This is a genomic window from Halomonas nitroreducens, from assembly GCF_003966155.1.
GTDB classification, from domain to species: domain Bacteria; phylum Pseudomonadota; class Gammaproteobacteria; order Pseudomonadales; family Halomonadaceae; genus Halomonas; species Halomonas nitroreducens.
In genome coordinates this window covers 136,963-163,644 of sequence record NZ_RXNS01000008.1, presented here as the reverse complement: position 1 = coordinate 163,644, position 26,682 = coordinate 136,963, and the positions used below count along the sequence as shown (strand labels likewise).

Annotated in this window: 25 protein-coding genes; 11 read left to right on the top strand and 14 right to left on the bottom strand. The window is 62.8% G+C overall.

The features are described 5' to 3' along the window. Positions 1-97: 97 nt before the first annotated feature. Positions 98-304, top strand: coding sequence for a cold-shock protein (locus EKG36_RS10160; protein WP_126483679.1), 207 nt, complete (start codon positions 98-100; stop codon positions 302-304). Between the two features lie 94 nt (positions 305-398). Here the strand turns inward: EKG36_RS10160 and EKG36_RS10155 are convergent, their stop codons facing one another. The 3 genes from EKG36_RS10155 to yegS all read right to left on the bottom strand — a co-directional run bounded on the left by EKG36_RS10155 (position 399) and on the right by yegS (position 2,687). Then, a complete protein-coding gene (locus EKG36_RS10155; RefSeq protein ID WP_126483677.1) occupies positions 399-1,127 on the bottom strand; it encodes a hypothetical protein in 729 nt (242 codons plus the stop codon). Between the two features lie 60 nt (positions 1,128-1,187). Then, positions 1,188-1,616 carry a VOC family protein gene (locus EKG36_RS10150; protein WP_126483675.1) on the bottom strand — a complete coding sequence of 143 codons (429 nt, stop codon included), beginning with the start codon at positions 1,614-1,616 and terminating at the stop codon, positions 1,188-1,190. Between the two features lie 174 nt (positions 1,617-1,790). After that, positions 1,791-2,687, bottom strand: a complete 897-nt coding sequence (gene yegS / locus EKG36_RS10145; protein ID WP_126483673.1) for a lipid kinase YegS — start codon at positions 2,685-2,687, stop codon at positions 1,791-1,793. Between the two features lie 138 nt (positions 2,688-2,825). On the opposite strand from yegS, the gene EKG36_RS10140 reads away from it, so the two are divergent. Continuing rightward, positions 2,826-4,424 (top strand): cation:proton antiporter family protein, encoded by a 1,599-nt coding sequence (locus tag EKG36_RS10140; RefSeq protein ID WP_185827532.1) that lies wholly within the window; start codon positions 2,826-2,828, stop codon positions 4,422-4,424. Between the two features lie 105 nt (positions 4,425-4,529). Further along, complete coding sequence (locus EKG36_RS10135) at positions 4,530-4,817, top strand: hypothetical protein (RefSeq protein ID WP_126483671.1); 288 nt, start codon at positions 4,530-4,532, stop codon at positions 4,815-4,817. 176 nt (positions 4,818-4,993) lie between these two features. Here the strand turns inward: EKG36_RS10135 and pepN are convergent, their stop codons facing one another. The 5 genes from pepN to EKG36_RS10110 form a co-directional block, all read right to left on the bottom strand. Further along, complete coding sequence (gene pepN / locus EKG36_RS10130; RefSeq protein WP_126483669.1) at positions 4,994-7,624, bottom strand: aminopeptidase N; 2,631 nt, start codon at positions 7,622-7,624, stop codon at positions 4,994-4,996. A 79-nt stretch (positions 7,625-7,703) separates the two neighbouring features. Then, entirely contained in the window at positions 7,704-8,081 is a 378-nt protein-coding gene (locus EKG36_RS10125) for a YbaN family protein (protein ID WP_126483667.1), read from the bottom strand. A 154-nt stretch (positions 8,082-8,235) separates the two neighbouring features. Next, positions 8,236-8,763 carry an Hsp20/alpha crystallin family protein gene (locus EKG36_RS10120; protein ID WP_126483665.1) on the bottom strand — a complete coding sequence of 176 codons (528 nt, stop codon included), beginning with the start codon at positions 8,761-8,763 and terminating at the stop codon, positions 8,236-8,238. Positions 8,764-8,897: 134 nt separating this feature from the next. Further along, entirely contained in the window at positions 8,898-9,383 is a 486-nt protein-coding gene (locus EKG36_RS10115; protein WP_126483663.1) for a YajQ family cyclic di-GMP-binding protein, read from the bottom strand. A 120-nt stretch (positions 9,384-9,503) separates the two neighbouring features. Further along, complete coding sequence (locus EKG36_RS10110) at positions 9,504-9,965, bottom strand: GNAT family N-acetyltransferase (RefSeq protein WP_126483661.1); 462 nt, start codon at positions 9,963-9,965, stop codon at positions 9,504-9,506. A gap of 230 nt (positions 9,966-10,195) precedes the next feature. Here EKG36_RS10110 and EKG36_RS20470 point away from each other — a divergent pair, with 230 nt between their 5' ends. Both EKG36_RS20470 and cobO read left to right on the top strand, forming a co-directional pair. Then, positions 10,196-10,342, top strand: a complete 147-nt coding sequence (locus EKG36_RS20470; protein WP_185827531.1) for a hypothetical protein — start codon at positions 10,196-10,198, stop codon at positions 10,340-10,342. 34 nt (positions 10,343-10,376) lie between these two features. Next, positions 10,377-10,976 carry a cob(I)yrinic acid a,c-diamide adenosyltransferase gene (gene cobO / locus EKG36_RS10105; protein ID WP_126483659.1) on the top strand — a complete coding sequence of 200 codons (600 nt, stop codon included), beginning with the start codon at positions 10,377-10,379 and terminating at the stop codon, positions 10,974-10,976. 1 nt (position 10,977) lies between these two features. Here the strand turns inward: cobO and EKG36_RS10100 are convergent, their stop codons facing one another. The 6 genes from EKG36_RS10100 to EKG36_RS10075 all read right to left on the bottom strand — a co-directional run bounded on the left by EKG36_RS10100 (position 10,978) and on the right by EKG36_RS10075 (position 18,530). Beyond that, a complete protein-coding gene (locus EKG36_RS10100; protein ID WP_126483657.1) occupies positions 10,978-11,697 on the bottom strand; it encodes a 3'-5' exonuclease in 720 nt (239 codons plus the stop codon). Between the two features lie 13 nt (positions 11,698-11,710). Beyond that, positions 11,711-13,615, bottom strand: a complete 1,905-nt coding sequence (locus EKG36_RS10095) for a DUF294 nucleotidyltransferase-like domain-containing protein (protein ID WP_126483655.1) — start codon at positions 13,613-13,615, stop codon at positions 11,711-11,713. Positions 13,616-14,381: 766 nt separating this feature from the next. After that, positions 14,382-15,311: a LysR family transcriptional regulator gene (locus EKG36_RS10090; protein WP_126483653.1), complete on the bottom strand. Its 930-nt coding sequence runs from the start codon at positions 15,309-15,311 to the stop codon at positions 14,382-14,384. Between the two features lie 131 nt (positions 15,312-15,442). After that, positions 15,443-17,083, bottom strand: a complete 1,641-nt coding sequence (locus tag EKG36_RS10085) for an acyl-CoA synthetase (RefSeq protein WP_126483651.1) — start codon at positions 17,081-17,083, stop codon at positions 15,443-15,445. Between the two features lie 170 nt (positions 17,084-17,253). Then, complete coding sequence (locus EKG36_RS10080; RefSeq protein WP_126483649.1) at positions 17,254-18,054, bottom strand: enoyl-CoA hydratase; 801 nt, start codon at positions 18,052-18,054, stop codon at positions 17,254-17,256. Positions 18,055-18,080: 26 nt separating this feature from the next. Continuing rightward, positions 18,081-18,530: an OsmC family protein gene (locus EKG36_RS10075; RefSeq protein WP_126483647.1), complete on the bottom strand. Its 450-nt coding sequence runs from the start codon at positions 18,528-18,530 to the stop codon at positions 18,081-18,083. Between the two features lie 410 nt (positions 18,531-18,940). On the opposite strand from EKG36_RS10075, the gene EKG36_RS10070 reads away from it, so the two are divergent. From EKG36_RS10070 to EKG36_RS10045, 6 genes are all read left to right on the top strand, one after another. Further along, a complete protein-coding gene (locus EKG36_RS10070; protein ID WP_126483730.1) occupies positions 18,941-20,344 on the top strand; it encodes a solute carrier family 23 protein in 1,404 nt (467 codons plus the stop codon). A 107-nt stretch (positions 20,345-20,451) separates the two neighbouring features. After that, positions 20,452-21,873: a dihydrolipoyl dehydrogenase gene (locus EKG36_RS10065; protein ID WP_185827530.1), complete on the top strand. Its 1,422-nt coding sequence runs from the start codon at positions 20,452-20,454 to the stop codon at positions 21,871-21,873. A gap of 418 nt (positions 21,874-22,291) precedes the next feature. Continuing rightward, positions 22,292-22,735, top strand: a complete 444-nt coding sequence (locus tag EKG36_RS10060) for an iron-sulfur cluster assembly scaffold protein (protein WP_126483643.1) — start codon at positions 22,292-22,294, stop codon at positions 22,733-22,735. Positions 22,736-22,807: 72 nt separating this feature from the next. After that, entirely contained in the window at positions 22,808-23,998 is a 1,191-nt protein-coding gene (locus EKG36_RS10055) for an NAD(P)/FAD-dependent oxidoreductase (protein WP_126483641.1), read from the top strand. A 15-nt stretch (positions 23,999-24,013) separates the two neighbouring features. Further along, entirely contained in the window at positions 24,014-24,460 is a 447-nt protein-coding gene (locus tag EKG36_RS10050; protein WP_221766068.1) for a hypothetical protein, read from the top strand. A 1,303-nt stretch (positions 24,461-25,763) separates the two neighbouring features. After that, on the top strand, positions 25,764-26,270 hold the full coding sequence (locus tag EKG36_RS10045; RefSeq protein WP_126483639.1) for an Lrp/AsnC family transcriptional regulator: 507 nt from the start codon (positions 25,764-25,766) through the stop codon (positions 26,268-26,270). Positions 26,271-26,682: the final 412 nt, after the last annotated feature.

The window sequence follows — 26,682 nt, the reverse complement described above, 5'->3', positions numbered from 1 at the left end:
ACTTCTTCCTTGTCTTGCCCACGCACTACGGGCTCGCGGTGCGGTCCCCGACCGGGCCGGCCCAGCACCATCATCTAGTTAGTTAAGGAAATCGACAATGGCAACTGGCACTGTCAAGTGGTTCAACGACACCAAGGGCTATGGCTTCATCTCTCCGGACGACGGCGGTGATGATCTGTTCGCTCACTTCTCCGAGATTCAGGCTGAAGGCTTCAAGTCCCTGCAGGACGGCCAGAAGGTCACCTTCGAGGTTACCCAGGGCAAGAAGGGCCTTCAGGCCTCCAACATCCGGGTCACCGACTGAGGTCGTGAGACCGCGTTGACACCCGGCGCCGATCTCCAGCATCGGCAGCCCAGGAAAGGCCCGCCATCGGCGGGCCTTTTTCATGGGCGGCCGCTCAGGGCGCCGACGCCTCGGTGGCGCTCTCCCCATCGGGGCTCGTCCCGTCATCCCGCGGCGCGGCGTCCTCGACGTCGGTGGCCTCGCGGATCTCGCTGGGCACCTCCAGTTCGGCCTGCTCGAACTGCTCGTCGATCTTCTTGCTGGCCTCTTCGAAGCGCCGCTCGGTCTCCTCGAGGATCGCCTCGACCTCGGGATCCGAGCTGCCCTGAAGGCTCGGCTCGCTGACCGGCGTCGAGACGTCCTCGTCGAGGGTCGTCTCGAGGTCCGCCGTGGCCTCGGCCCCTGATGCCGGCTCGGGCGACTCGTGCTCGGCCTGCTCGAACTGTTCGTCGATCTTCTTGCTGGCTTCCTCGAAGCGGCGCTCGGTCTCGCGGATGATGTCGTCCACCTCGGCGCTGGTGGACTCGCCAGGCAGCGCGGCGTCCTCGCTCAGAGTGTCGGTGGCCGGCGCGTCGTCCAGGCTGGCCTCGTCGCTCGCCTCCTCTGCCTGCATCGCGGCCTCGTCCACCGCCTCGCCTTCAGGCTCGGTCGCCGGGGCGCTCGCCGCCTCGGCCTCAGGCTCGGTCGCCATGCCGCCTGGCGCCTCGCCGTCGGCCGGGGCGGCATCGGTGGACTCAGCCGGGCTCGCACTCGACTCTTCGGCGGGCGCGTTCTCGTCATCGCCGCAAGCGGCAAGACCGACTGCCAATGCCAGGACAACCGGCATCCAGGGTTTCATGGCCATCCTTCTCTCCTTGGGTGGAACGTCGTTGCACCAAAGCGACACTGCCACCGCAAGGCGAGTTCAGCGGGCGAACAGCTGTCCCTGGATATCCCGGAAGGCCTTGAACTCGAGGGCGTTGCCGCTGGGGTCACGGAAGAACATCGTGGCCTGCTCGCCGGGCTCGCCACGGAAACGGATGTACGGCTCGATCTCGAAGCGGACACCCGCCGCGGTCAGGCGGTCGACCAGCGCCTCCCAGTCGGCCATCTCCAGCACCACGCCGAAGTGCGGCACCGGCACCCCATGGCCATCGACGGGGTTGCGATGATCGTCCCGTGGCAGCTCGCCGAGGGCCGGGTTGAGGTGGCAGACGAACTGGTGTCCGAACAGGTTGAAGTCGACCCAGGTATCGCTCGAGCGTCCCTCGTCGCAGCCCAGCAGCGCGCCATAGAAGTGGCGGGCCTCGCCCAGGTCACGCACCTGCACGGCGAGATGGAAGGGAGTCAGCATGGCACGATCTCCGAATAGCGATGGACGGAGCCTTCATGATGCCGCGATGCTCGGCGGCTGGCCAGCGGCCCCTGAGGCGAGTGGCAGCGGGGCACAAGCGAACAAGGCGAGGGCCAAGCCTGGGCACGCTGCCCCCCTTTATCAGTGCCGCCCCCGCGGGCGGAGCGCCGGCCGCTACCCGGCAAGTAGCGGGCAGTCCGCGGGCACCACCAGGTCGAGCGCGGCCGGGTCGACCTCGACCCGGAAACCCTGTCGCTTGAGAGGCTCTCCATCCAGCGTCAACGGCAGCGACCGCTGGCCCTCGAAGCTCAGCCAGGGGGTGCGCAAGGTCTCGACGAAGTCCCCCTGTGCGGGTCGCGACTCCAGTTCCTGGCGCATACGCCACATGTCATGCAGCGAGCGGAAGTCGCGCAGTATCAGCACGTCCAGCAGGCCATCATCGATCCTCGCCTGGGGAGTCAGTCGCTGGCCACCACCGGAACGGGTCCCGTTGCCCATGGCCAGCACGAACAGCGAGGCCTGGCGGTCGCCATCGGCCCAGCGCAGCACTCCCGGATAGGGGTGGTACTGCCAGGCCTTGAGCGCGCCGATCAGCGAGTAGGCGCCGCCGCCCAGCAGGCGCTTGAGGCTCTTGGGCGTCGAGGAAGTCACTTCGGCACCGAAGCCGCCGGTGGCCATGTTGAGGAAGTGCCGGCCATCCAGGCGCGGCACGTCGATGGGCCGCGCCGCCTCCTGCAGCGCCATCCGCAGCGCTTCATCGGCCTCCAGCGGCAGCCCCAGGGCGGTTGCCAGGTCGTTGGCGCTGCCCAGCGGCAGGATGCCCAAGGCCGGTCGCCGCCCTTGTGGCAGGCGCATGAGGCCATTGGCCACCTCGTTGACGGTGCCATCGCCGCCTCCGGCGACCACCCGGTCGACGCCTGCCTGGCCGGCCCACTCGGCCAGGCGAGTGGCATCGCCGGCCTCCCAGGTGACCCAGACTTCCAGGGCCAGCCCCGCGTCGCGACAGGCGAAGACCGCCTCGCGCACCACAGGCACCTGAGCCGTCTTGCCATTGAGGATCAGTGTGGCCATGGCGTTGCCACTCCCTGGCGCCCTGCCGCGGTCATGCGCGCTTCACGCGAGGCGGGCACGATGAAAAGATGAATGCCATTCACTTTATGACTTCCTTACACTAGGTGTCTTCCCGGATATCCGGCACAGGGAGACGTAATGATCGATCCGGCCTTCATTCTCGCGGCCTTCCTCGGCGGCCTGACCGCCATGAGCCTTCGTCTGCCACCCCTGGTGGGGTTCCTGGCCGGCGGCTTCGTGCTCAACGCCCTGGGATATGAGGTGACGCCGCTCCTCGACATGCTGGCCGGGGTGGGGGTCACGCTGCTGCTGTTCAGCATCGGCCTCAAGCTGGACATCCGCACCCTGCTGCGCAACGACGTCTGGGGCGGCGCCTCGCTGCACATGCTCGCCTCGACGCTGTCGATGGTGGGGCTGTTCTCGCTGCTCAAGTGGCTGGGCCTGCCGCTGCTGGCGGACACTGGCTGGCAGACCCTGGCCCTGCTCGGCTTCGCGCTGTCCTTCTCCAGCACGGTGTTCGTGGTCAAGGTACTGGAAAAGCGCAGCGAGACCCAAACCGCCTATGGGCGCCTGGCCATCGGCGTGCTGATCATGCAGGACATCTTCGCGGTGGTCTTCCTCACCGCCTCCACCGGAGAACTGCCCAGCCCCTGGGCCCTGGGCCTGGTGCTGCTGATTCCCCTGGCACCGGCCCTGCGCGCCCTTCTCGACCGCCTGGGGCACGGCGAGATGCAGATGCTGTTCGGCATGCTGCTGGCCCTGGTGCTGGGCTATGCGCTGTTCGAGTCGCTGGGCGTCAAGGGGGACCTCGGCGCCCTGATCATCGGCCTGCTGCTTGCCCCCCATCCCGCCGCCCAGACCCTGGCTCGCTCGATGTTCAGCCTCAAGGAACTGCTGCTGGTGGGCTTCTTCCTGAGCCTCGGCCTGACCGCCATGCCCAGCTGGGAACTGTTCGGCATCGCCGTGGTGCTGGTGGTACTGCTGCCGCTCAAGAGCCTGCTCTACCAGTGGGTCTTCCTGCGCTTTCGCATGCGTCACCGCACTTCGGTGCTGTCGACGCTGAGCCTGACCAACTATTCGGAATTCGGCCTGATCGTGGGGGCCATCGCCGCCAGCAACGGCTGGCTGCCGGCGAGCTGGCTGGTGGTGCTGTCGCTGGCGGTGGCCTTGAGCTTTGGCGCCTCGGCGATCCTCAACGGCTTCAGCGAGCGGGTGTACCGCTGGGTGGAGCCGCGCCTGCCGGCCATCGACATCAGCGAGCTCTCGCCCAGCGACCGGCCCATCGAGGTCGGCGATGCCGAGGCGGTGGTGCTGGGCATGGGCCGCATCGGGCGCAGCGTCTATCGCCGCCTGCAGAAGGAATACGGGCTGCAGGTGCTGGGCATCGACAGCAATCCCAAGAGCGTCAAGCGTCTCACCGCCCGCGGCTTCAACGTGCTGGAGGGGGATGCCGTGGATTCCGACTTCTGGGACAAGCTGCTGATGTCGCCGGACGTGCGCATGGTGGTGCTGGCCATGCCGCACCATGCCGGTAACCTCTTCGCCCTCAAGCAGCTGCGCTCACGCCGCTTCCAGGGGCGGATCACCGCGGTGGTGGAGTTCCCCGAGGAGATCGAGCCGATCCGCGAGCTCGGCGCCCACGCGGTCTTCCACGTCTACGACGAGGCGGGCCGGGCGCTCGCCGACAGCGCCGCGGAAGAGGCCGGCATCGCCTCGCGGACCAGCCAGCTGGGCTGAGCCCGGCTTGCCTTGCAAGAGGCCTTGTCGCGATACTTGAGCCGAGATCCCCGGGCCGGCGGCCACCTGCCGCCGGCCTCCTGCTGCCACAGGAACCCAGACTCCATGCAAGACGCCTTCGACTTCATCGGCCAGGCCTTCGGCCAGTTCATCCACTACCTTGTCGACGCCCTCCTCGGCTTCTTCGGCGGCCTCGACGATGCCGTGAGCGGCTTCATCCAGGGCACCTCCGACACCCTCGGCATCGCCCCCTCGCTGCTCAGCCTGCTGGTGCTGGCCTTTGGCTTGTGGCTGCTGTGGAAGGCCGTCCGCGCGATCATGCGCCAGGCCATCATCGTCGCACTGATCTGGGCCTTCCTGGGGGCAACCGTACTGAGCTGGCTGATCAACTAGTCGGACCAGGCTTTGCTGCTGCACGCCGGTGGCTCCGCTCCGGCAGCAATCGTTCAGCCTGCCCCCTATCTTCGCTCGCGGCCCCTGCACGCGCCACACAGCGACGCGAATGCCTACAAAGACGAAGGCGCCGCCCCTCTGGGGCGGCGCCTTCGTTCCGGCAATGGCAGCGACGATCAGGCCAGCGCCTTCTCGATCACCTCGAAGACATTGGGCGAGAGCTCCTCGCCGCGGATGCGCTCGAGTTCGGCCTTCATCAGGGCCTGTCGAGCCTCGTCGAAGCGCTGCCAGCGGGTCAGCGGCGTGACCAGCCGGGCGGCGATCTCCGGGTTCAGCCGGTTGAGCTCGATGACCACGTCGGCGAGCAGCCGATAGCCCTCGCCGTCGAGGCGGTGGAAGTTGACCCGGTTCTGGGCGAAGGCGCCGATCAGCGCCCGTACCTTGTTGGGGTTGGTCAGCGAGAACGCCGGGTGGTCCATCAGGAACTTGACCCGATCCAGGGCATCCGACTGCGGGCGCGTCACCTGGATGCTGAACCACTGGTCCATGACCAGGGGGTCGTGGGCCCACTTCTCGCCGAAGGCCCGCAACGCCGGGTCCGCGAGGTCGCCGCGGCTGCTGTGGGTCAGCAGGGTCAGGGCCTGGCGCACGTCGGTCATGTTGTGGTCCGCCTCGAACTGGTGACGGGCCAGCTCGATGCCCTCCTCGTCCTCGATGCTCATCAGGTAGGACAGGGCCACGTTCTTCAGGCTGCGCGCGCCGATCTGCTCGGGCTCCGGCGCGTAGGGCGCATCGAGACGGTTGGCCTCGTAGACCCGCAGGAAGTCGTCGCGCAGCGCCAGCGCCAGGGACTGCTTGACGAAGAGACGGGCCGCGTGAATGGCATCGACGTCGACCAGCGGCTGCTGCTCGGCGATATAGGCCTCGGACGGCAGGGTCAGCATCTCCGCGAGCACCGCCTTGTCGTCGGTATCGGTATCGAGCAGGGCGCGGAAGGCCTCCACCACCCGCGGGTCCATGACCTTCTCCACACCGTTGCGATGGGCGGCGATCAGGTCGTCGAGGGCCAGCAGCGCCAGGCGCTGGCCGGCATCCCAGCGGTTGAAGCCGTCGCTGTCGTGGGCCAGCAGGAAGGCCAGGTCCTCGCGGGAGTAGGGGTAGTGCAGCTTGACCGGCGCCGAGAAGCCACGCAGCAGCGACGGCACCGGGGCCTCCTCCACGTCGGTGAAGACGAATTCCTGCTCGTCCTCGCGCAGGTGGATCACCGCATCACGCCCCAGCGCCTCGCCGTCCAGGGTCAGCGCCAGGTCGCGCCCTGTCTTGGTACCGACCAGGCCCAGGCGGATCGGGATGTGCAGCGCCTGCTTGTCGGGCTGGCCCGGCGTGGCCGGGGTGCGCTGGCGCAGCACCAGCCGATAGACCCCGTTGGCGTAGTCGTACTCGCCGTGGGCATCGATCTCCGGGGTGCCGGCCTGGGAGTACCAGCGCAAGAACTGGTCGAGGTCCTGGCCGGAGGCCTCCGCCATGCAGCCCACGAAGTCCTCGATGGTCACCGCCTGGCCGTCGAAACGCGCGAAGTAGCGGTCGGCGCCGCGCCGGAAGGCTTCCCAGCCCACCAGGTTGCGCAGCATGCGAACGATCTCGGCGCCCTTTTCGTAGATGGTCAGGGTGTAGAAGTTGCCGATCTCGATGTAGTGGTCCGGCCGCACCGGATGGGCGGTGGGCCCGGCATCCTCGGCGAACTGGGCGGTGCGGAAGAAGGAGACCTCCTCGATGCGCTTCACCGGCGCCGAGTTGGTGTCCGCGGAGAAGCACTGGTCGCGGAAGACGGTGAAGCCCTCCTTGAGCGATAGCTGGAACCAGTCGCGGCAGGTCACCCGGTTGCCCGACCAGTTATGGAAGTACTCGTGGGCCACGATGCCTTCGACCCGCTGGAAGGCGGCATCGGTGGCGGTGTGGGGATGGGTCAGCACTGCCGCCGAGTTGAAGATGTTGAGTCCCTTGTTCTCCATGGCCCCCATGTTGAAGTCGTTGACCGCGACGATCATGAACAGGTCGAGGTCGTATTCCCGACCATAGGTCTCCTCGTCCCAGCGCATGGCACGCTTCAGCGAGGCCATGGCGTGATCGGTCTTGCCCAGGTTCTCTTCCTCGACCCAGATCTGCAGGGTGACCTCGCGGCCACTCAGGGTGGTGAACCGGTCCTCCACCTTGCGCAGGTCCCCGGCCACCAGGGCGAACAGGTAGCTGGGCTTGGGATGGGGATCCTCCCAGGTCACGAAGTGGCGCTCGCCGGGCAGGCTGCCCCGCTCCACCGGATTGCCGTTGGACAGCAGCACCGGCAGGCTCGCGGCATCGCCGATCACCGTGGTCGAGAAGGTGGCCATGACGTCCGGGCGGTCGGGATAGAAGGTGATGCGGCGAAAGCCCTCGGCCTCGCACTGGGTGCAGAACATGCCGCTCGACTGGTAGAGCCCCTCGAGGGCCGTGTTGTCCTTGGGGGCGATCTCCACCTCGGTATCCAGCCGGAAGCGTTCCGGCACCTGCTCCACCCGCAGGCCACGCTCGGTGAGCGTATACTCGTCCTCCCCCAGCGACTGGCCGTCGATGGCGATGGCCTTGAGGGCGAGCTGCTCGCCGTCGAGCTCCAGCGGCTCCCCGGCCTGCCGCTCGGGGTGACGCTCGAGGTGCAGACGGGCCTTGACGCGGGTGGCGGCGGGGTCGAGGTCAAAGGTCAGCTCGGTGTGGGTGACCCGGTAGGCGGGAGGACGGTAGTCGCTCAGGTAGATCGGTTGCGGTTCGGACATCGAGGATGGCTCCTGTCGAGAATTGCCGGCCATTGTACGGCGCTCCCAGCCCGGACCTCAAAGTGGCGGCGGCGGAGCCTCAAGACCCGGCGACAGGCTCCGGCCGAGTGGCGATCCACAGGCCTACCAGCGAGAGCCCGCCGATCAGTCCCAGCTTCAGCCACAGGGGGCCGACGGTGAGGCCCAGCACCAGCATGGAGACGACCAGCATGGCACCGGCCAGCCACTTGGCATGGCGGGGAATCGCCCGCTCTCCCTCCCAGGCCAACACGGCCGGCCCGAAGCGAGGGTGGCGACGGATCCAGCCGGCGAAGCGCGGCGAACCCTTGGAGGCCGACCAGACTGCCAGCAGCATGAAGCAGGTGGTGGGCAACAGGGGCAGAAAAGCGCCGATCACGCCCAGCAGGAAGCTGATTCCGGCCAAGGACATGAAAGCGGCACGGCGTGCATGGGACATCGGGCGCTCACTCCCTGTGGCGGCGAAGGCGCGACACCCTCATTGAAGCGCATCGCCCCACCGCCTGCCAATGACCTTCATCAATGGTCATGGCAGGCCGGGGCTATTCGCCGTCGAGGGTACCGGCTGGTGCCGGCGGCGCCCGCCTGGGGCCTCAGCCGTTGATGGGAATCTCTCGACGGGAGGACGCGGCCTCGCCGCTGCGGGGCACGATGATGGTGAGCACGCCCTTTTCGAAGGTCGCCTCGATACCCTCGATCCTGGCGTCGGAGGGCAGGTCGAGCAGCCGGCGGAAGCTGCCGTAGGAGCGCTCCACGCGCTGGTAGCGATCCTCCTTGCTGGTGGTCTCCTGGCGCTTCTCGCCCTCGATGACCAGGCGATTGTCGTCCAGGCTCAGCTTGATGTCCTTCTCCTCGACGCCCGGCACCTCGACGGTAATCCGGTAGTCATTGTCGCGCTCGGCGATATCCAGCCGAGGACGCAGCAATTCGGGCATCTCGCCAAACCGCGTGGCCGGGGAAGGCATGCCGAACTGGCGCATCATGCCATCCATCCAGCGGTCGAGCTCCTGATGCATGTTGGTGAGCGGTGCCAGTTCGCCGCCACGGGCCTCGCCGGCGGGCGGTGCATCATGGCCCTCGCTGCGAAACCAGTTCCAGGGTGAGAATTTCTGCAGGTCCATACGCCACCTCCTCGTTAAGCATGACGCAGAGAACAAAGCGACGATTGCCTTGCGGCACTAACAGAATTGGTGGCGATGGCGGGGTTTTCAAGGCCGCGTGCCACGACCTTGCCCTGGGTCAACCCCTGCTCCGGTCAGTCGCGGAAGTTGTTGAACTGCAGGGCCAGGTCGGGCCCCTCGTCGCCCTTCAACAGGGCCATGACGCGCTGTAGATCATCGCGCTTCTTGCCGGTGACGCGGACCTGCTCGCCCTGAATCTGGGCCTGGACCTTGAGCTTGGTGTCCTTGATGCGCTTGACGATGTCCTTGGCCTCCTTCTGCTCCAGGCCCTGCTTGAGCACGACCGTCTGGCGGGCGCGGACGCCGGAGAGCTCCGGCTCCTGAACATCCATGCAGCGCGGGTCGATCCCCCTGGCGATCAGCTTGTTGCGCAGCACATCCAGCATCTGGCGCAGCTGGAAGTCCACTTCGGCCTCCAGGGCAACGGTCTCGCCGCTGAGTTCGAAGCCCGCGGTGACGCCCTTGAAATCGAAGCGACCCTGCAGCTCGCGGTTGGCCTGGTCGACGGCGTTGCTGGCTTCATGCTTGTCGAATTCGGAGACGATGTCGAAGGAGGGCATGGCGACTTCCCATTGTGTGGAGGTGTGGCCATTCTAAGGGCCTGGCGCACCGTCGCCTAGCGGTCCGCGCCTCTCGCGACTGGCTTGACCGCTCCTCGACATCGCCCCATCGGGGGGCCGCTAGCCTGCCTGGGCCAGGCCCAGCGGCTTGACCATGCGCCAGCCGGCGCAGCCGTCCTCGTAGTAGTCTCCCAGCCACTCCGCGGGAGCGAAGCCCATGCTGCGGTACAGCGCCAGGGCCGGGGCATTGTCGGCCCGCACTTCCAGCACCAGCCAGTCGCAGCAGTGCCGGCCGGCCGCGTCCTCGAGCCACTGCAGCATGCGACGCCCCAGGCCATTGCCACGCGCCTCGGGATGCACGCAGAAGGAGTACAGCCGCGCGCGGCCACTGCCATGGCGAAATAGCAGGGTGCCATACCCCTGCAGCCGGCCGTCGGCCGCCTCGGCCACCAGGGTCAGGGCATTGGCGCGGTTGAGCAGGTGCCAGAGCTGGCGCCGGCTGAAGCGGTCGCCGCTGAAGGCAACCTGCTCGAGACGGTAGAGGGCGGAGAGATCGCGGGTCTCCGCGGGACGCAGGATCATGCAGGGATCGACTCACTCCGGTAGGCCTGTCCCGGATTCTGGCGAGCCGGTGGCCGCCTGTCAGCGCCTCGTTCCATGAAATATTTTCAGTTATGCACTGCACATTCCCTTACTTCCCTCAATCTCCGGCGGCGGCCATTGGCTGCCGGGCCTCGTCCGCATGGGCGCTCTGCGGAGCATCGCCGAGCGCCTCCGCGGCTGGAGTCTCTTCCTTCTCATGACGCCCGAGGGTGGCCGATGCCCGCTTCGCCCTGGACGCCTGGTCCCGACCGCGGGCGGATCTCCGCGACCCGGTGGGCCATGGCCGCGAGCGCGTCACCACGGTCTTGCTGTCCCGCCGGCAGGTGCCGGCTGACGACTCGGGCCGGCTGGCGTAAGCTGCCCCCTCCATGTATCGCACCCGGAGTCGAGATGAGCGACCGCGAGACGCGCCACCGCCAGGCCATGCAGAAACTCAAGACCCACGTCGACGACAAGGTGGCCCGGGCCACCGAGCAGCGCGGCCAGCTGCTGGTGTTCACCGGCAATGGCAAGGGCAAGACCACCGCCGCCTGGGGCACCGTGACCCGCGCCCTGGGCTACGGCTACCGGGTGGGGGTTGTGCAGTTCATCAAGGGCGTCTGGGAGTGCGGCGAACGCGAGCGACTGGCCGAGGACCCCAACCTGGAAGTGGCGATCATGGCCACCGGCTTCACCTGGGAGACCCAGAACCGCGAGGCCGACACCCAGGCCTGCCGAGCGGTCTGGGCCGAGGCCGAGCGCATGCTGGCCGACCCCGAGGTCTACCTGGTGGTGCTCGACGAGATCACCTATATGCTCAAGTTCGGCTACCTGGATATCGCCACGGTCACTCGCGCGCTGGAACAACGGCCGGCCGAGCAGACGGTGATCGTCACCGGTCGCAACGCGCACCGGGACCTGCTGGCCATGGCCGACACCGTCACCGAGATGCAGGAGGTGCGTCACGGCTTCAATGCCGGCCTCGAGGCGCGCCGCGGCATCGATTTCTGAGTCAGCTCCACAGCGCCCCGACGGGCGTGTCGGGGAGGTAATGGTGGGCGATCTGGGCCTGCAGCAGTTCCGCGGTGGCCAGGGCATCGGTCAGCGCATGGTGCCCCTGATAGGGGGGGAGACCGTAGCGGGCCCGGCTGTCGTAAAGGCGGATGGAGGCCGGGGGGCGCCCGATCCAGCGCTTGAAGCGGGCCAGCAGCGACTGGCGGTGGATACGCGCTTCGAGGGACATGGTGTCGATCATCGGAAACATCACCCCCTCACCGAGCCGCGCCTTGACGGCCACATCCAGAAAGGGGCGCTCGATATGCCGGTAGTGCACCACCACGAGTCGGCCGGCCAGGGCATCCAGCAGGTCCTCCAGGATGTCGTCGAGCTCCGGAGCTCCGGCGATATCGGCGTGGGTGATGTGATGAAAGGTCACCGACTCGGCGCTCAGGGTCCGCCGCGGCCGCACGACCCAGTAGCGGCGCTCGCGGAGAAAGCTACGCTCCAGCGTGAAGGGCACCAGCCCGATACTGACGATGGAGTTGCGCCGGGCGTCGAGGCCCGTGGTCTCCATGTCCAGCGCCACCATCGGCGCCTCGGCGATGGGGGTCTCCGGCGCCGGCGCGCCGGCAGCGAAGAAGCGTGCCAGACGCCGGTCCCGGGCCGCTCCGGCCCGGCTCGCCAGATAGCTCGTCCAGTCGGGAACCTGCGTCCTGCGCGGGCGTGTCAGCATCCAGAGGCCCCGCTCACTTGGCCCTGGAGGGCATCGGGTAGCGGAACTTGAGGAACTTCTGGGCGTTGCTCAGCACCTGGAAGGCATCCTTGAGGTTATGGCGCTCGGAGCTGGAGACGTTCTCCGGCTCGATATTGTTGTCCGGCGTCTGCTCATGCTCGATGTCGATGACCTGGTGCCGTATGCGCGACATCGACAGAAACTCCAGGGCATAGCGTAGCCGGTCGCTGACCCCGGGGGCGAGCAGCTGGGTTCGATCGATGTCGTCGAGGCGGTCGAAGGAGTTCTGGGCATTGGAGCCACAGGCCAGCGCATGTACCCGGATCAGGTCGACCATGGGCGCGGTACCGCGCCGCTTGAGGTTGATGGAGTTGTTGTGCTTGCCGTCCTTCTCCATCACGAAGGTCCGGAAGAACCCGAGTGGCGGCGTCCGGTTCAGGGCATTGCGCGCCATGGCCGCCAGGAATAGCGGATGGCTGGCGGCCTTCTCGGCCACCAGGTCCTGCAGCTGCTCGACCAGCACGTTCTCGCCGTACACCGTGTCCAGGTCGAAGAAGATCGAGCTATGCAGCAACCGTTCGGGATTGGGCTGCTCGATCCATTCGGTGAAGTAGCGCTTCCATACCGACAGCGGCTGGCGCCAACGCTCGTTGGTGGCCATGATGTCGCCCTTGCAGTAGGGGTAGCCACAGGCGTCGAGGCCATCGCTGACGATCTTGGCCATCTCGCGGAAGTAGTCATCGTGCTGGCCGGGATCGAAGTCGTCGGCGAGCACCAGGGCATTGTCCTGGTCGGTGACGATGGATTGCTCGTTGCGGGCCATCGAGCCCAGCGCCATGAAGCAGTAGGACACCGGGGGCGGGCCCAGGGTCTCCTCGGCCAGCTCCAGCAGCCGGCGGGTAAAGCTGCGCCCGATGGTGGACAGCGCACTGCCCACCATTCGGGAATCGGCCCCCTCCTCGACCATGCGGACAAAGGCGGCATCGACATCCGGGGCCAGCCGCGCCAGCCCTTCCGCGGTGGGCTGATGGAAGATATTGCTGACCAGGTAGAGACTGCTCTGGGTCTCGTAGCGGATGATGTCGGACAGGTGAACGATGCCCACGGGGCGGCGGCGATGCATCACCGGCAGGTGGTGGATGTTGTTGCGCAGCATGCACAGCATGGCTTCGTGCACTGACTCGTCGGACTGAACGGCGATCACCCGATCGGCCACCACCTCGCCCACCGGCGTGTCTGGCGGCCGCCCCTCGGCCACCACCCGGGTCCGGAAGTCGCTGTCGGTGAGGATGCCGCGGACCTGCCAGGCGCGATCCTCGCTGTCGCGAAAGGTATAGCGCGGATTGTCATTCGGGGTATCCAGCACCAGCACCGCCGAGGCCTGGTAGTCGGTGATCTGGCGGGCGGCCTCCTGCACCGTGGTGGAGGCCTCGACCAGGACCGGATAGCGGCTGACCAGCTTGCGCACCCGGGTGATCATCATGTCGTTGTTCTTCTTCTGCTGCTCCACGGCAGTCTCGAGGCGCGGCCGTTGCAGCTCGACGAAATCGCCGAAGTGATCGTCCGCCTCGCAGAGATGATGGAAGACCGCCTCGGGAATGAAGTAGATGAGGGTATCTTCCATGGCCCTGGCCGGGTAGCGGATGCGCCGATGGCGCAACAGGCTGAACTGGCCGAAGATGTCGCCCTCGCCGAGCCGGTTGTGGAGTTCGCCGCCACGCCGGTAGACCTCCACGGCACCGCTGCGGATATAGCACAGCTCGTGCAGCTCCTGCCCCAGGGTGAGGATGTCCTTGCCCGCTTTGAAGTAGGCCACCTCGACCTGACTCGCCACCTCGTCCAGCAACTCGTCGGAGAGCCCCTCGAAGGGGGGGAAGCGCCCCAGGTGCTGGCGAATCTCCAGCAGTTCCACGTCCATGCCCTTGCTCCCGCGCGTTTGGTTGCGCCCAGTCTGGAATGGCCCACCCCTGCTGTAAAGCCGGACGCGGGCCGAGCCGGGGCCACGCAGCTGGCCATGACGAGGGGGAGCAGGAGCGCCCGTACTGCGCCTTCACGCACCGCTGACGGGCACGTGGCCTCGGCGTCAGCGCTGGCGATGTCCGCCTCATGATAGCCCTTGTCGCAACCGTGCGATCCGCATTTGGACGGAGCGGTCTACCTGCGGCGTCCGACGCTGCCAGCAGCCAAGCCCCCCCCCGGCTGCCCGCCACGGTCGAGCAGCTCATTTTATGGGCATGCTCCCTGCCACCGGCATCGCCCGCCCCCTGGTCGGTCCGATCAGAACCTGGCCGCGTCCGAATGTCGGCGAGCGAGTCAATTGCCGTCTGCGGACCTCGGCGGGAGCCGGGCCCCCGACGCAAGGGTTGATCAGGATGCCACGCGCGAATGTCTCGAGGCCGCAACCAGGCAAGCCAACCTGTCGCATTGCTCCGCCCGGGGCATTGCCAGCCAGCAAGAGGTCATATAGGCGCTGATTGGTGGATCTCAGGACTTACGCTGTGTCTGAATACTGCCTGCACTTGCCCATACAGCGTTAGCAATCGACGAAAAGACGGAGTTTACGCGGTGTAAACGAGTACTTTGAGCCGATTCTTGCCTTGTGCCCCACATGGCAGTGGGAAATGCGTTGCCCCGCCGGGAGCGGGCCTAGCCCTGGCCATCCTCGCCGACTCTTCAGGCAAAGCTCAGGCAGGCTTGTTCGCCTCATCCAGCAACCATTCACGAAACTGTCCGGCGATCGATCGCTCCTGGCCCGGGCCCGCACTGACCACGTAGTACGCCTGTTCACAGTTCAGCGGTCTATCACTGACCAACTCCAGCTTCCCCGCCCTCAGCTCCGCCTGGTGCAGGTCCCGACTGCCGAGCAGGACGCCCTGTCCGGCCAAGGCCGCTTCCAGCGCCAGAAGTCCGTTGCCGAATCGTCGCTCGCGTAGTGCGCCGATTTCACATCCCTGCTGCTTGAACCATTCTTTCCAGTCGCAGGGCTCGTTGAAGCGAGTCAGGGTGCTGTCACACAGCAACGGCTGCCCGCCCAGGGCGTCGACACCGTCCACGGTGGCGGCCAGTTCCGGTATGCAGATGGGTACCAGATCCAGGCCCATTAGCCGTTGGGACTCCAAGTCCAGGTACTGGCCGTAGCCAAGGCGCACGGAAACATCGATGCCGGCGCGCTTGAGATCGGCCACGCCGAAGGTGCTATCACGGGCACGGTCCACTGTATGCAGGCTCGCCTGCAACCGCACTTCGGCGTCTGGGCAAACGGCGTAGAAACGGTGCAGGCGTGGCACGATCCATTTGGTGGCGAACAGGGGTTCAGCACAAACGGTGACGATCAGGCGCTCTTCGCCGTAGGAGCGGATCTTATCCACCGCGCGGTTCAGCGTCTGAAACCCCTCATGCAGCTCCGGCAGAGCCACCCGCGCGGCCGGGGTCAGGCTGACACGCCGGTGGTGGCGGACAAACAGCTCAACACCAAGATACTCCTCAAGCGCCTTGATCTGGTGGCTGATCGCCGCCGGTGTCACGTTGAGCTCCTTGGCGGCCGCGGCGAAACTCTTGGTTCGTGCGGCGACCTCGAAATAGGACAGGGAGATCAGGGGCGGAAGTCGTGACATTTCCAATACTCGCAAATGGTGGTGAGCCACCGGCACGATCGAGTGACCCGTTTAACGGCCACTATAATCGCTGCCATTCTAAAAGCCAGGGCGCCACCACGCGACTGTCCCCTCCTTCTTGCCCGAACCACTCAAGCCGACAGGCTTGTCTCGAGCTGATGTCGCAACTGGAACTTCTGGATTTTCCCCGTCGAGGTGGTTGGCAGTCGGCCGAAGATGATCTTCTTGGGCACCTTGAAGCGGCTGATATTCTCCCGGCAGAAGCTGATCAATGCGTCTTCGCTCAGCTCGCTGCCGGGACGCAGCTGGACGAAGGCGGCGGGAACTTCGCCCCACTTGGCATCCGCCATCGCCACGACCGCCACGAGTTCGACCTCGTCGTGCCGCTGGATGATATCCTCCACCTCCAGTGAGGAGATGTTTTCTCCCCCCGAGATAATGACGTCCTTGAGCCGGTCGCGAATCTTGATGTAGCCGTCCGGCTCCATCACTGCCAGGTCACCGGAGTGAAACCAGCCGCCGGCAAAGGCTTCACTGGTGGCGGCTTCGTTGCGCAGATAGCCCTTCATGACGATATTGCCTCGGAACATGATCTCGCCGACCGTCTCGCCATCGGCGGGAACGGCCTGCAGCGTGACCGGATCGAGCACCGCCATGCTTTCTTGCAGTGGATAGGCCACGCCCTGGCGTCCATTGAGCCGGACCCGCTCATCCAGGGGGCGTTGATCCCAGCCATCCTGCTTGGCGCACACTGAGGCGGGGCCATAGGTCTCGGTCAGGCCGTAGACGTGGGTAAGCTCGACGCCAATGGTCTCCATCCGCTCCAGCACCGACGCCGGCGGCGCCGCGCCGGCGATCAGCCCAGAGACCTTGTGCTCGATCGGCTCCTGCGCGGCCACCGCAGCATCAGCGATCATTGAGTGGACGATGGGCGCACCGCAGTAATGGCTGACGCCGTGCTGCCTGATCAGCGTGAGGATATGCTCGGGATCCACGCGCCGCAGGCAGATATTGGTCCCGCCGATCGCCGCCAGCGTCCACGGGAAGCACCAGCCGTTGCAGTGAAACATCGGCAGCGTCCAGAGGTAGACCACCTCGGCAGGTAGCGTCCAGGACAGCACGTTGCTGACTGCATTCAGGTACGCGCCCCGATGGTGGGTGACGACCCCCTTCGGGTTGCCGGTGGTGCCGGACGTGTAACCCAGCGCAATCGCGTCCCACTCGTCGGCCGGTAGCTGCCAGTCATCCCGCTCCGGCTGCTCGGCCAGCAACGCCTCGTACTCCAGGTCGCCGATGAAGCGCTCTACGCCCTGGCTCGGGTCAGACACGTTGATCACCCTGGGCGCAGGCCCTTCCAACCTTGCCAGGGCCTTGTCAACCACGTCGGCGTACTCGGGGTCCACCAACAGCAAGCGTGAGCGGCTATGATCGAGGATAAAGGCTACCGCTTCCGGATCCAGGCGAATGTTGATCGCGTTCAACACCGCTCCCACCATGGGCACCCCGAAGTGCGCTTCGTACATGGCCGGAACGTTCGGCAACATGACGGCCACCGTATCTCCCCGGGTGATGCCGAAATGTGTCAGCAGGGCGGCCAGCCGACAACAGCGGCCATAGGTCTGCTGCCAGGTGTACCGCGTCTCGTTGTAGATCAGCGCCGTCCTGTCGGGATAAACAGCGGCAGCCCGTTTGATGAAGCTCAAGGGGGACAGCGCAACATGATTCGCCGCCGTTTTCTCGAGAGCCTCATTGAAATGGCAAATATCATTCATGGATCAACCCCTGTTATTTTAGGGAAGGGTTCATAACCCTGCCTTTCAACCGCCACGGCGGCGGGACAAGTCATTAGCTGTTCGGCCATCACCACGCGTATCGACGGCCATGCCGCCAGAGGATCCGCTGCAGAGGATCCGCTGCGGTCATCTCTCGCGCGCAGTGGGCACTAGTGGCCTGGCTGCTCCCAGGTGGGTTGACGCTTGCCGAGGAAGGCATCGATCCCCTCGCTTGCATCAGGACTCATCATGTTTTCGGCCATCACATTACCGGCGAAGTCGTAGGCATCGGCCAACGCCATCTGACGCTGAGGATGGAACATGGACTTTCCAAAGCGCACTGCCGCCGGACTCTTGCTCAGGATCTGCTCCACCTTGTCTGCCACGGCGGCGTCCAGGTCGTCGTCATCGGTGACCGCACTCAGCAGTCCCCACTCCAACGCCGTATCCGCATCGATGAAATTGCCTGACACCAGCATGTCGAACGCCCGCTTGGGAGAGATGCTGCGTGCCAGCGCGACGGCGGGGGTCGAGCAGAACAGGCCCACGTTGATGCCCGATACCGCGAAGCTGGCCGATTGGCTGGCGATGGCCAGATCACAGCTGGCCACCAGTTGGCACCCCGCCGCCGTGGCCATGCCCTGGACTTTGGCGATGACCGGAACCGGCAGGGCGACGACGCTCTGCATCACCCGGCTGCAGTTGCGAAACAACTCCTGATAATAGGCCTTGTCGGGATTGGCACGCATTTCTCGCAGGTCGTGACCGGCGCAAAACCCCCGCCCGTTGCCGCCGATCACGACACAGCGGACAGTGGAGTCGGCAGCGATCGCATCCAGCTCCCGCTGCAACTCGCTCAGCATCGCTTCGGACAAGGTATTGAACTTGTCCGGGCGATTCAGCGTGAGATAGACGGCTCCGTCCTTATCTTCCCTGAGCAGGATGTCGTCCGTTGTTTTACTGAGATTCATATATGCCTCCCGACAGAGGTGGCTGATTAAAGGTGGTTGATCGTCACCTCGGCGGTGATCGAGTTCCGAATAAAACAGTTCCTATGGGCACCTGCGTGCATTCTGGATATCGCTTTCTGATCGGGCATTTTATCACCACCGAAGGTGATGCGCGGTGACAGTTCAATACGCGTCACCTCCATCCCCTTTTTATCGTTGCGTTCCAAATGACCAACCGGGTCGTCTTCATAGGATTCGACTTGATAACCCTGATAATCGGCGATGGCCAGAAAAAAAAGCATATGGCAACTTGATACCGCACTGATCAGCATTTGCTCCGGATCGGCGCAGCTTGGGTCACCTTTGAATTCAACCGATGCGGACACATCAACCTGCTGGCCACCGTTCAGCGTAACTCGATGATTACGCGAGTAGGTGCTTGCATCGGTTTCGTGAGGGGCGCGCTGCCAACGAATGACGGACTGATGAACTGACATAGACAAACCTCCTGAGCATAGCCGCAGCCTAAGTGATCCGAGAAACATCCGTAAAACGACGATTGCTAACCAGGAGGGTTAGTCCAGCTAATGTGAAAGCCAGCCGCCAGGCCCGCCATCGGAGAAAGGTCAGCAACATACGATAGGTCGACGAGGGCAGCAAGGCAGGGCTGAATGACAAAAAATAACCCAAATGCTTAGGAACGATCACTTTACCCCCTCATGGGGCTCCGGATAGCCTGCATTTGGCGTGACGCCATTTGAGCCATGGCTATTAAAACAGCACGAGCATTTAATATCAAACCACCAGCCCGATGGACTTGATCAGCAATCAAGCAACCCCGAAACTCCCACTCAACAAGGAACATCCGCAAAAACAAAACAATCTATAAAAAGGCGAGGAGTCCATGATGTCTTTGATTAGTCGCAAGTACGGAGAGGAACATCCCTATTGGTCGGCTGGCCCTTTCAAGATCCGTCTACCCTTCATCCACTATCGCTGGGAAACCGCGGAAACCGTCCAGGCCTTGATCATGTTCGTGGTCGCCATGGCCATGATCCCGCTACTGGAGAAATACCTGGCTCTGCCCTACGAGGTGGCCCTGGCGTTCGTTGTCGTCTGCGGTGTCGGCTTTATGCTGCCCAATCTGCTGGGAAGTCCCTTCGTCCCCGGCTGGATTACCCCCGCCATCCCGGTGGTCCTGTTGTTCATCGGTCAATTCGAACCTGGTCCCGAGGCCATCCGGGCCTTGGTGGGGCTGCAACTGGTGATGACGTTCATCTTCTTCTTCCTCGGCATCACCCGCCTGGGCACCAAGCTGGTCAACCTCTTCCCAAGCTCCATGAAGGCAGGCATCCTGATCGGCGCCGGCATCGCTGCCATTACCGGTGAGATCTCCGAGGGCGGCCGCCTGGCCAATACCCCCTGGGCGCTGAGCATCGGCTTTGCCGTCACCGCCTACATGCTATTCTCCCTCTCCTTCCGCGATCTGATCGAGAAGCACCGCTGGGCCAAGATCATCTCGAGCTACGGCATGGTCCCCGGGACCCTGATCGCCATGGGGATCGGCTGGTTGATCGGCGAGTATCCGCTGCCCGACATCGAGTTCGGCCTTTCCGCTCCCGCCTTCGGCGAGATGTGGAACTACCTGCCGTTCACGGTGGGTTTCCCCGGCCTGGACATCCTGTGGATGGCGATTCCCACCGCGATCATCGCCTATATCATCGCCTTCGGTGACATCATCGTTGGCCAGAGTCTGCTCGATCGGGTGGATCACCTGCGCCCCGACGAGAAGATCGAAGTCAATGTCGACCGGGTGCACATCATCACTGGCATCCGCAACCTCCTTCACAGCCTGTTCGCCCCCTACCCTGGCCTCGCCGGCCCGCTGTTCACCGGTGCCATGGCCACCATCGCCGAGCGCTACCGCTACGGTCGCTCGGCCATGGACACCATCTACAGCGGCGCGGGAGTGTTCTGGATCGTCGGCTTTCTTGCCTTGTTCCTGCTGCCCCTGGTCACCCTGTTCAAGCCGGTGCTGCCGATCGCCCTGTCCATCACCCTGCTGATCACCGGCTACCTGTGCATCAGTGTGGGGGTAGAGCAGGTCAAGAACGCCACCGCCATGGGGGTCGCCGGCACCATGGGGGTCGTGCTGGCGGTCTACGGCGCCGCCTGGGGACTGGGTGTCGGGATCATCCTCTATCTCATCATCGAAAAGCGCAGCAAGAAAGCGCAGGCCGAACATGTCGGGGAGGAACCCGAGGAGCCTATACATATCGAGGAAAAGGCCGCCGACTTCGGCAATACCTGACCTCGTTTTAACGCTTTCCACCGGCGATTGGCCGAGCCGGCCAATCGCCGGTCACCAACAACAGCATGAATGCCCATTCGCAGCGTGGGCGCAGGAGCGAGTCTGCCATGAAGACCATGAATGTTGAATACGCGATCATCGGCGCCGGCACCAGCGGACTGGGCGCCTATTCGAGGATCAGCCGCCAGACCGACAGCCTGGTGATGATCCAGGACGGCCCCTACGGCACCACCTGTGCACGGGTCGGCTGCATGCCCAGCAAACTGCTGATCACAGCGGCCGATCATGCCCACCACTTGCAGACCAGCGATTTTTTCGGGGTGCCTGCCTCGGGCCGCGTGGAGGGCCGCAAAGTCCTGGAACGGTTGCGCCGAGAGCGAGATGATCGATTTGTCGCCCGCAATCTCGGCTACGTCGACAAGATTCCGGCCCATCACAAGCTTGAGGGGCGCGCCAGGTTTATCGGGCCGGGCCGCCTCATGGTGGGCGAAGGGATCGAGGTCAATGCGAAGAAGTTCATCCTCGCCTGCGGCTCCAGGCCCGCGATCAGCGAGGTGTTCGAGCCTGTGATGGCCCGCGTCCTCACCAGCGATACGGTATTTGAGCTGGAAGACCTGCCCCGCTCGATAGCCGTGATCGGCATGGGAGTGATTGCGCTGGAACTGGGCCAGGCACTCCATCGACTGGGCGTCGCGACGACCATTTACGGCCGCTCCGGGAAGATCAACGCCCTCACCCACCCCGCCATGCAGCGGCAAGCGCTCGATGTCCTCGCCACCGAACTGGATATCCACGCCAGCGGCCAGGTACGGAGCACATGGGAGGACGCTGAAGGCGCCTGGATCGAGTATGAGCAGTCGAATGGCGAGCGGGTCACTAAGGTGTTCGACAGGGTTCTGGTCGCCACGGGGAGGGTGTCCAACGTGGACCGCCTGGGCATGGAGCATGCCGACGTGGAGTCCAGCGACACTGGTGCGATACGGTTCGATCCGCAGACGATGCGCTGCTCTCACCATCCCATCTTTATTGCCGGCGATGCGACCGATCACCTACCGGTGTGGCATGAAGCCTACGACGAGGGCCGTATCGCCGCCGACAATGCGCTGAACTACCCGGACGCGGCGCCCGCAGCGCGCAGACCGCCATTGATGGTGTTCTTCACCGATCCTCAGATCGCCATCGTCGGACAGAGCTTCCAGCGACTTCAAGGCCGGGAGATTGTCATTGGCGAGCTGCCGTTTGCCAGCCCCCGCCATGTGGTCTGGAACAAGGTGCAAGGGCATATTCAGGTCTATCTGGACGCCCGAAGCGGCGCCATCCTGGGCGCCGAGTTGCTGGGATACCAGGCCGAGCACCTGGCACACCTGCTTGCCCTGGCCATCACACATGGCATGACGGCAGAGCAGGTGCTGGAGATGCCCATCTACCATCCCAGTGCCGAAGAGTTGCTGAGAGATGTGTTGATCGACGCCCAGAAAAAGCGCAGAAGCCACGCAGCCAAGGAAATGTCCCTTGCATCATCGGCCTAGGGCAAGCAAGCATCCATGAGAAAGGAATTGCATATGCCTTGCCAATGTCGATTGACAGGATCCACTCCACTCGCTGGTCACGGTGGAAACCCTCTTAGGCCGCCAGCGGCGGCCAGGAACACTTTACTTACCAGAACGAGGCCAACTTCATGCGATGATCTTCCTGATCGGAACCTCCGTGGGGAAACCGACCGATCAATCCAAATCCGCATGATGTAATGAAGAACTAGAGATGCCAGGAGCTAGAGTTACAGGCTATCAGTTACGCGCCATTCAGACTGATAGCGGCAATCACTGGGCAGGTATCGCCGAGAAGGTCTGCCCTCACGCGGCGATCACCGTAATGAGGCAAGCAGGCTTAGGGACTGGTTTTTTGTGAAGTCGTATTCACTGTTTCGCGGGGTGTAGATTGGAAAGCATGTATGGTGATATAGCGCGGCCCGACTTCATTGTTCAGCTTAGACAATATGCTTCTCGAGTGCGTCGTGACCGACGACTCCAAGGCAGTACGGTTCGCACGATCACCCTCACAAGTCAGTCAGAAAGCCAGGATAGCGTCACCATTGATGCAGTAATTGATGATGGCATTATCCAGGAGATTGGATATCGGGTTCGCGCCTGCTCACTGGCACAAGCCACTACGGCACTCGTTGCTGAACGAGCCATTGGCCTAGGCATGAAGGAACTCTCTGACATTGAGCAGCAGATAGAGCAGATCCTGAAGGAAAAACCACCGGAGGCCGAATCGCTGATCTGGCCAGATTTAATGATGTTGCAAAATGCAGCAGCCATGCCGTCACGCCATGCAGTTGCCTTGCTGCCATTTCATGCCTTGAGAGAGCTGTTGAGCATGGGGGGATAACGCTTACAAGCAAGGTTTGAAAAACAGTCCCAGGACGCTTGGCGTAGGCAAGAGTGTATCAGGAGGAATAACATGGTAAAGAATATCATTGTCGTTGGTGGTGGTATTGGCGGAACAATGACCGCCAACAACCTGGTCCGAAAGATCTATCCCGAGATCAATGGCGGAAAGGCACGCATCACCTTGATTTCTGACAGCTATTGGCATTACTACAAGCCAGCATTCATGTATGTGGCATTTGGCAAATTCTTCAAGGATGAGCTAAGGCGCCCTCAGGCATCGCTGCTGCGCCCAGAAATCAATTTTGTACTGGACAGAGTCGAGGGGTTTGAATTTAAAAGCAGTCGCTTGAAAATGCGTTCAGGCGATGTGCATGATTACGACTACTTGGTGGTCTCCACAGGTTGTATCCCCGCCCCGGAGCGTATAGAAGGTTTGAAGGAAGCGGGAGATCACTTCTACCAGCATGCTCCGGCGCGTAAACTGTTTGACAAAATCTCGACCATCGAAAAAGGTCGTATCTTTATTGGTGTGACATTTCCCAAAACGCCAAACGTACCCCATCAGTGCGGTATTGCGCCGATAGAAACCACATTGATGCTGGATGAATTCTTACGCCAACGAGGCGTGCGTGATAAAGTTGAGATCGTGTACACGTATCCAACCATTGCGCAGCTAACTCGTAATTGTCTGTTCCTGCAGGAGAGAACCGGCGAGGTATTGCCATCGATATTTGACTCAAAAAATATCAAGCATAAGCGAGGCTTTACCTTGGCCAGCGTCGATCCTGAAAGGAATGTGGCTATTTCAGAAGAAGGTGCAGAAGAAAATTTTGATATCTTGATGCAGACTCCACCCATTCGTGCTGTAGATGCAGTACTTGACTCGGGTTTTTCACAGTCACCTAATAATGAAGGCTGGTTACCTACCGATCGCCAGTCACTGCAACTTGAAGGCTTTGAGAACGTGTTCATAATGGGCGACACTGTTGATTTGCCCATCAGCAAAGCCGGGGGGAGTTGTCACAACCAGTCCCCGGTTATTTGCAACAACATTGCAGGCTTGATGCGCACAGGAAAAACAGTCGATGAATACGATGGCAAAGTACAAGCCATTGCTCAAATGGGTATGGAGGCAGGCATGCCACTCTGGTACGACTATGATGAGGATGTCAAACCAACACCACCAACCAAAATTGGCGGCCTCATGCGAAAGGGTTTTAATCGTGGCGTGTATTGGTCCGTAGCTCGCGGCTTGATTTAAACAAGGGAGGCATATATGAGCAATGAAAGTGCGACTGCATCCATACAGTCACTTGCGAAGGTGGTTGAATCTTCTCCTGCCTTGCAAAATCAAGCCACTTTAGAAGGCGTTGCCGACTTAATAGAAAAAATTTCGCCCTTACTTCAAGGTCGCCGATTGCATAATATAGTGGACTTGCTGGCCGCAGTATCCGATGTCATTGAAATGACAGATGATGCCATGGTGCAGAAACTCATGACACTCTACGAGGAAAGCATCGGGGGTGTTTGGACGATCACGAATGCCTTGCAATATGCATCCGTTCAAGCGGGAGAGGGAGAAGTTCCCCCGACGCTATGGAAAAGCATCAGGCGATTGAATAATGATGAGAACGCTCGACGCGGATTGGATACAGCAATTAATCTCATGGCGGAGCTAGGCCGACAGTCAAAAATCTCTGGCCAGCCCATCCCTGAGGATTAGCAGCACTACATTTTTCTGTTTCCTTTCTTGTCACCGGCATAGTGTCACTTTCATGACAAGCCCGGCATGGTTGTCTGTGCCGGGTTTTTCTACTCCAGTGCTGAACCTTCTTGCTCCTGCTATCATATCTCCAGTAATCAGCCACCAGGCTCTAGAATAATTCTGGCACATTTCCCCACTCGCCGAGAGGCAGCAGAGGCACGACTTTAGGCAAACACCAGCCTGCAAGCATCGAATCAAGGAGCTCCGCTTCCTGAACGAGATGCGTCGTCATCAGCCACACAGCATCTAAGCACCTACGCAAGAGGGATCGCATATGTCTTGCCATCGCAGATGGTCAGGAGCCACTTTACCGTACGGGTCAAGTGAGCAAAGCTCTCGCAGGCTGTCGCTTCAATCAGCCACCAGGCATCATTGACTTGCCACCAGACGATTTCGATAAGACTCAACTCGGGTGAATAGGCCCACAGCTGGATCACATGAACCCGATGGTCCATCCAGTCGAGCCGCTTGCGCTGGCAGGCTGCCGACCGGTTTCCAAGCGTGCCGAGAATCAAACCAACCACTGCGCGCCCAGGCACTCAATATTTCTAACAGCTCGAATGGACTTGATGATGTCCACCTGCGGGATATAGCGGATGAGGAAACGCCCAAGGCTAGCGACAGCAGTTGCTCCACTTCCCCGGGCCGTTCACCGCCTTCTCACCCACTGGTACACATGGTGACCATCACGCTCTGCAACGTCAGCAAGCACTTGGCGGGCAGGTATCCTCGATGCGAAGTCATTCAGATGGAACAACGTCATATCCGACAAGGAGTTGATGCAGAGTGCGGCCCCCGACTCCGCCGCCACATCGCACCCCGGACAGGATGCAGGCATGGGCACGGAACATCCGATCACGTCCTTTCCGCGGATCCTTGCCCTTTCATCAAGGCAGGCATCGCTCGGTGACCTTCCCCAGCTGCGCGTCCTGTTGCCTGTCCCAGGGCGGCATGCCGCAATCCCGGCCGGACTTCTCGCCATGGGATTCGTGCTTTACGGCGCACGTCAATATGATATTGTTTCCCTTGAGCCGGCTGATAGCAGCGTCTGCTGTGGTTGTCCGTCGCTGGCCTGCCTCCCCCTTATGCCTGACCATTTCGGAAGCTAGCGACAGATGACCCACGGACCGCCCCTGGATGGTTGCGGTTATTCTATTTTGTCAATCGCAACATCGCCTGTGGCTAGATCTCCACACGCCATGTATAGCACCAAGAAATGTTACGCCTCACTCCTGAATCAGTCACACCCTTGAGGATTACAATGAAGGCTGAGAAAAAGAGGAAAATTGCTGTTGATGCTGCGGATATCCGCATTCTTCGCGCGTTGCAACAGCACGGGCAGCTCAGCAAAACCAAGTTGTCAGAGCTGGTCAGCCTTTCCCCGACGCCATGCTGGATTCGGTTCACCCGGTTAAAGGATGCCGGCCTGATACGTGGGTATCACGCGGATATCGCGCTCGATAAAATCGCGAATGCCACGAAGGTGATTGTTACCGTTTCACTCAAGGAACATAGCAAAGCGAATTTCGACCGCTTTATGGAATATGTCGATCAAGTTGATGAGATCGTCGAATGCATGGCCACGGGAGGAGGAATGGATTACGTATTGAAAGTCGTGACTCCCAGCCTTTCCGCTTTTCAGCACGTAATGGATCAACTGCTTTCAGCGGAGTTGGGGATTGAGCGCTACATGACGTACATCGCCACCCGAGAGATCAAGTCGACTCAAGTCAACCTGGCCAATCTGATTACCGACCCTGATAACTAAGCAGGCACCTGATTCGGTTCATGGCCACCTGTCGTCGTCCAGCCTGTGCCCACGGGTAACCGGTCTGGCCGCCCCGCCCACCTCCTCTCGTGGGCCTCCGGCTCTAGGCCGTAAGCCCGGCGGCCACGTGCCTCCGCCAGCCCTTCCGCACCCGGTGGGGCCGTATCGCTTGCACTACCCTCCCAGCCCCCACTCCTGAGCGGGGCCTCTGCGATCCCGCCCTGCTCCTCGCCGGGGTCCAGGTCGCGCCCCGGTGGGCGAGAGCTGGCCTGTCGGGATATCCCCGACAGCCGTGGCCTGTCGCGGCGCGGCTCGGGCGCGCTCGGGTGGCCCTCGCTTGTCACTCCCTGCGGGTGGCGGCTGGTCACGCGGGCGGGTTCCGCCGGGGGCGCGGCAGGCTTTCGCCGGCGCC